7 protein-coding genes and 1 tRNA gene are annotated in these 5,978 nt (G+C 47.9%); 1 reads left to right on the forward strand and 7 read right to left on the reverse strand.

All coding sequences use genetic code 11. From position 1 onward, the window contains the following. Nucleotides 1–374: 374 nt before the first annotated feature. From NG833_RS29945 to NG833_RS29965, 5 genes are all read right to left on the reverse strand, one after another. On the reverse strand, nt 375–839 hold the full coding sequence (locus NG833_RS29945) for an excisionase family DNA-binding protein (protein WP_254568911.1): 465 nt from the start codon (nt 837–839) through the stop codon (nt 375–377). A 106-nt stretch (nt 840–945) separates the two neighbouring features. Next, a complete protein-coding gene (locus NG833_RS29950; protein WP_254568912.1) occupies nt 946–2,961 on the reverse strand; it encodes a ribonuclease catalytic domain-containing protein in 2,016 nt (671 codons plus the stop codon). Nucleotides 2,962–3,042: 81 nt separating this feature from the next. Further along, nucleotides 3,043–3,258 (reverse strand): 30S ribosomal protein S18, encoded by a 216-nt coding sequence (rpsR, locus tag NG833_RS29955; protein WP_254568913.1) that lies wholly within the window; start codon nt 3,256–3,258, stop codon nt 3,043–3,045. Between the two features lie 110 nt (nt 3,259–3,368). Continuing rightward, nucleotides 3,369–3,557 carry a 50S ribosomal protein L33 gene (rpmG, locus tag NG833_RS29960; RefSeq protein ID WP_254568914.1) on the reverse strand — a complete coding sequence of 63 codons (189 nt, stop codon included), beginning with the start codon at nt 3,555–3,557 and terminating at the stop codon, nt 3,369–3,371. Nucleotides 3,558–3,722: 165 nt separating this feature from the next. Continuing rightward, the gene (locus NG833_RS29965; protein WP_254568915.1) at nt 3,723–4,394 is read right to left on the reverse strand and encodes an RDD family protein; all 672 of its coding nucleotides are present in this window, start codon (nt 4,392–4,394) and stop codon (nt 3,723–3,725) included. Nucleotides 4,395–4,615: 221 nt separating this feature from the next. Between NG833_RS29965 and NG833_RS29970 the strand changes: the two genes are divergently transcribed. Continuing rightward, nucleotides 4,616–4,686, forward strand: a tRNA-Gly gene (locus NG833_RS29970). A 208-nt stretch (nt 4,687–4,894) separates the two neighbouring features. On the opposite strand, the gene NG833_RS29975 is transcribed toward NG833_RS29970, so the two are convergent. Further along, on the reverse strand, nt 4,895–5,113 hold the full coding sequence (locus tag NG833_RS29975; RefSeq protein ID WP_254568916.1) for a hypothetical protein: 219 nt from the start codon (nt 5,111–5,113) through the stop codon (nt 4,895–4,897). Between the two features lie 580 nt (nt 5,114–5,693). Then, on the reverse strand, nt 5,694–5,978 hold a 285-nt coding region (locus NG833_RS29980), incomplete at its 5' end, for a hypothetical protein (RefSeq protein ID WP_254568917.1).

Consider the following 5,978-nt stretch of genomic DNA (forward strand, 5'->3'; position numbering starts at 1 on the left):
TGGAGGATTTATATTTTGCGATCGCCGTATCAGACTTGCAGTCGTCTAAAGACGACTTTAGCTATGAGGCCGCCAATCGATTTATCCCCCGCCGGTGTTGAGAATGGTGCAAGATTTCAGTAGTAACGACTTCAGTCGTTCTCTTCGTTCGTAGTAACAACTTCAGTCGTTCTCTTCGTTCGTAGTAACAACTTCAGTCGTTCTCCATGTTCGTAGTAACAACTTCAGTCGTTCTCCATGTTCGTAGTAACGACTTCAGTCGTTCTCCATGTTCGTAGTAACGACTTCAGTCGTTCTCTTTGTTCGTAGTAACAACTTCAATCATTCCCCACATTAATCACACTTAAAAAAACTGAAAAATTGACCCAATTAACTCAATATCCCATGTTTAAATTTTGAGCGTCCACAACTAACTCATCCAAAGTTTGCCGCCGTTTCTCATCAATCTGGTTTTTGTACTTCAACACATCTTCGTAACGCACCTGTCGCGTTGTCTCCACTATTTGGGAGGGGATTTCTCCCGATTCGAGTAATTCCACCAAATAAGGATGGGACACCTCTAAAATATTGGCAGCTTCTTGAGTCGTGAGTTCTGGGGGTAAGGAAACAAGCCTAACTGCTCTCCCCTGAGCCATCTGTTCTAAAATTTCAACCAACATCAGAAAAGCAGACTCAGGAATTGCGATCGCCTGACTATTCATTTCATCAGTCTGAATGATAATTTGCGGTTTCTCGGCATCAGTGTAACCTGCCAAAAGTCGGCTACTTTCCTGCGCTAATTTAACTTCCTCCCCTGTCGGAGGCAACGGATAGGCGGATTGAAAATTAGAAGGGTTCATCCTCAACTCATTTAACTCTAGTATCGCTTAAATCATCCGTTAACAATCAGCAACTCAACCCTAAAACACCCTGAACCCATTGGATATGGATTCAGGGAGAAAGTCGTTACAATTGAGCGGTTTGATACACCATCTCTTGGAAATGGATCTGATCCTCACGGGGGTCGGCATAAGCAACTTGCAGATCCAGGCGATCGCCCAGGGACACCGCCCGAGGGAAACGCCATGCCAACTCGATGCCAATATCTTCCAACAGAATCAACCCGAGATTTTCATCCTCACGCAACCAGCGCAACACCACCGCCTGCCAAACTTCTCCCGAGTGACGGCGTAGATATTCCAAAATCCAATACCGATTGGTTTGGCGTTCCACCAACGATGCCTCTCGCACCGCCATTCCGATACTCTGGACAATTTCCTGCACCTCTAACACCGCCAAAGGCAGCGGGTCCCCCCGCAGGTGCGCTTTAATCTGGAAATGAGCCAATAAATCGCTATAGCGACGAATGGGAGAGGTGACTTGGATATAAGCATCCAACCCTAAGCTGGCATGACGGGAGGGCGTCGTTGCCATCTCGCTTTTCGGCATACAGCGCCGGATTGCACTCGATCGCACCGGACCCGCAGGTAAAATCAGCAATTCCTCTTCTGGAGGCAATTCCGGCTGGGGTTGACCCCGAAATGGCACCGGAATATTGTGGGTTTGCGCGTAACGTGCACCCAATTCCCCGGCCAAAATCATCATTTCCGCCACCAATTGCCGAGACGGACAATCTTCCAGCAGTTGGACCGTGATTTCCTCATTCTCATCTACCTTGATGGAGGAATCCGGCATGGAAATACTAATGGCCCCTTGGGAGACCCGCCAAGCATGGCGACGTTTCGACCAAGCGGCGATCGCGCTAATTTCCGGTTCCGCTTGCAACCCCAATTGCAACATCTCATCCACATCATCGTAAGTCAACCGATAAGTCGGCTTAATCGTCGAGACATGGATGCTATATTCCGCTACCGCCCCACTCTCCTCTAAAATCACCGCAAAACTCAGGGCCGCGCAGAGTTGCGACTGCACCAAACTCATCGGACCCGTTGCCAGTTCATGAGGAAACATTGGCACCATCCCCGTCGGCAGATAAACCGTAGTGCTGCGCCGACGGGCCTCTAAATCCAACTCATCTCCCGGAGACAGCAAGCGGGTCGGATCGGCGATATGAATCCATAGCCGTTGACGGCCATCTTCGAGGTATTCCAAGCTCACCCCGTCATCGATTTCTAGGGTGCTTTCATCATCGATGGTATAGACCTTGAGATGGGTCAAATCTAGGCGATTGTTCGCATCCAGATCAGGAGGCGGAAAATTCAAACACCGTTGGGCCACTTCCAGTACCTTGGTAGAAAAATGAGTTGGGATCTGAGTTCGCCGTAAAAATAGATTTTCGTGTTCAGACCACACCTTTAACTCTACCAAAAGCTTAAAGGCAGCTTGGGGCGTGTCGGTCCGGCCTAGGGATGAGAGAGTTTCCTTGGCCTGATTGCGTTCTCGCGCTTCTTCTGCCAGGGCCGCATATTTTTCTAGGGCTTCGATGCGGATGCGATCGCTATTTTCCCATTCCACCAGATCCCCGGCGAGTCGTTGCTGCACCCGGGCTACAAAATTGCCCCACTCTTGCTGTCGTTGGGTTTCTACTTCCTGTTGGTGCTTGAGTTCCGCAACCTGCGTGGCCGATCGCGGCTCATAACGCTCCCCTTTTTGCTTGAAATAGAGTTTATCCTCAGACAGCAATAAGTACGAGGCATAGCGATTGGGAGCCTCATTTTCTGAAAAGAGCAACATCGCCATTTCCCCGGGGTCAACCCCCCGGTTTTCCTCGACCAAGATTTCCCACGCCACCTCTAAACTATCCGGGTCGAGATATTTCTCTACTTCCTTGCGGAAGTTCGGGATATCGGAGGGTTTATAGGAACCTCCACCGATTTCGTAGGCGATTTGTCTGGGTGGAATGCTATTGGCTTGACCATGTTCATCCACCACAACCCAGTTTTTCTTGCCATCCGGACGGTCGGCTACGGCTAGACGTCGGTCTCCGTTCAGCCGATATTCGAGCAGCGTTCCCTTTTCCACGATCGATACCCCAGCGTTTAGGTTTTAGACTTTAGATATCAGATCGCACCTAAAATCTAAAAGCCTTCAGTGCCACTATTTTTATCCTTCTTTGTTCACAAATGGCAACAAGGCGACAATTCTGGCGCGCTTAATTGCTTGGGTGAGTTCCCGCTGCTGCTTGGCGGTTAAGCCTGTAATCCGCCGAGGCAGAATCTTTCCGCGCTCGGTGATGAATTTTTGCAGCAGTTCTACATTTTTGTAGTCGATGGGTTCATCCGGTTTAATTGGCGAAACACGCCGACGGTAGTATGCCATAGCAGTTCAATCTCTGTACAGTTTTTTGAATGGACAAGTCACGGTCTCTTAACAAATTTGAAGACGCCACCTCAAAGCCCCTGTTGTTGCCTTGAGGATAAACGTCTCATCTATTTGATTTCTTTATGAACCGTCGATTTGTTACAGTACCGGCAGAATTTTTTAAGTTCTAAGCGTGCGGTCGTATTTCGACGGTTTTTCTGAGTCGTGTACCGAGACACTCCAGCAGAGCGCTTGTCCGGATTAGTCCGGCACTCGGTACATTCCAAGGTAATAATGATTCGGACACCTTTAGCCATTAGGTCTCCCCGCTCCCAATAAGGACAGATTTAGACACGATTTATGATTATCTCATAGAAGCGGCGATTTCGGCTATTTTCACTAGATTAAGTTTTCTTATCAGTCAGACTGCCGGTTAACAATCGTTAACCCACGGGGATTTGCTCTCCCGACTCGTCCGAAATCTAATCTTCAAAGTCGTCCAAGTTATTGCGATCGCCTCGATAGGGGGGAGTGTCCTGAACCTCATCGCGATCGCCTCGATATTGGCGAGTGTCCTCAAACGAGCGACTGCTGCGATTGTGCTTAAATTCTTGGTAGGCGCGTCGGAGTTTGCGATAGGCCCGTTTTAATTTGATATCCAGGGAAAATCCCCGCAGGGTCCCGACAATCATCGTATTGGCAAGGCGATCGTGGAACGCTTGTCGGCGAAAAGGGTCCGATGAAACGGCGCTACAGTCGATCGCCAAGGGAACGAGCAAGAGCATTCCCATGCCATGACCCGGGGTCATGTGACTCAACCCGATCGCCACTAAAACTGCACCGACACCGGCGACTGCCTCCCGCTTGAATAAATTCAGCAATAAGGGAGTCCGCCCAGATCGCAATTCGACCAGGGTAATATCGAGCGCCCACCGGCCCAAACTTTGGCCCTGATTGCGCCCGGGAAGGAACACCCGCATTACCACCCACAGGAGGAGAAACCAGAAAGATTGACCCCATGACATCCCCTGAACCGTGCGATCGCCCCCTAGAGAACTCAACCACAACACAACCCAATAATCAATCACAAAAGCCGCCCCCCGTCGAGGAAGCTCAACTTTAGGAAAGCGTTTATAAAGAGGATCCGTATCCATGATCCTGGAATAATCCTGAATGCTTACCCTTCTATACTGACACGCGCCTCAGTCCACTGTGGAGTCACCCCACCCCATCGAGTCCGGGTTTTCAGGAGTTATCCCCCCAATCGCCGCCATTGAAACCCTCTCTCAGAGACAATTTCAGCCTTTGTAAAAAAAATATGTTGCAATCTCAAAAAATCATGCTATATTGGATCATGTAGCTAACGCTGCCAACTGCGGGCATAGTTTAGTGGTAAAACCATAGCCTTCCAAGCTATTGATGCGAGTTCGATTCTCGCTGCCCGCTTTTTTGATGTTATTTATAGCTGTGCAGATGATTGGTCGTCACAGAGTTCTTCTGTGTCTGATGTTCCCAATCTTATTGCAAAGCCTCAACCAAACGACACTCACAAAAATTTCATACTCAGGATTTTCAATGGCCTCCCTAAACCTCTGGAGCAAGCGATGATATTGCTTGATAAACCACAGGAATAAAAGAGTGTCTAGCAGTAATTTCATTCAGGATAAAATAAATCAATCACTGCATCGGGTAAAGGCTCATTAAAATCATCAGGAACAGTAAATTCCCCGGCACATAGACCAAACGGACGCAATTTACCTTCCTGATGATATTGTTTATTCACCGCATCGATTGCCGTATTCTCATTCAAACTCACCTCCGACTCATTGGCAACAATAATGACTTGGAGTTTTTGTCCCGCTGAAAAGGGCAAATCCGACCAAATTACCTGCTTGTATTCATCAATCCTAACCGACTTTTGATAAAAATTTATCTTCTTTCAACTCCATTAAACCTAAAATATTCTAACATTATCCCCCTTCCCATTTAACCGATAACTGAGGGACTTTCCTCAGATTGTCGCAGCGGTTTGGGTTGAAACAGATTTACCTCTTTCAATTGCCTAAGCCGATCGCCGGTTCCTGGTTTGAGGCGGGTTTGAAATTGAGAAAGGTGATGGTGATCCTCAAATTTGTTCTACAAAATTACCATTTTGTAACATAATATGTTACGATATGAGGGATGTAACAAATAAAGAGGGCCTATGTCCGAACTTTACAAACCGGGTGATATAACGCCTGCGAGTGGTCAGTATGAGTTAACCGGGCCGGGTGGCGGCAGTAAGGGGCAGGAAATTACCTCGATTAAAGGACATCCCCTGCCCCCTACACCCGAGCCTAACCTATATTACAAGTTAGTCGATAAAACCAAACACAAAAATGGGTAAGCCGTTGTTGGCTGGTATCCATTCATTGCTAATGCTAATGGCCGATCGGTTTGTCTTTGATCGGCCATTAGCAGTTATAGATTCGTAAGGTGTTACCCTGGATTTTGGAAGAATTCCAGAGAGAACCCAACCACTGGTTTTCTACGCTTACTGGATCGCCAAAGTCGATTCCGTGAGCGCAAATGATGCAAATGATAATGTTTAATTGGGGTAGGGTATTCCAACAAATAAATCCTCCTTGCTTTGATGCGATCGCACCTAACAAGACTCTATTTAGCCCGCGCAGGCGGGCTTCGTCCGTGTAGCCCCAGGCTTCAGCCTGTGGGTTTTTTGGACATTTTATTTTTTGGAG

Origin of the sequence: Oscillatoria sp. HE19RPO, from assembly GCF_024220515.1 — a bacterium.
Lineage (GTDB): Bacteria > Cyanobacteriota > Cyanobacteriia > Cyanobacteriales > Laspinemataceae > Laspinema.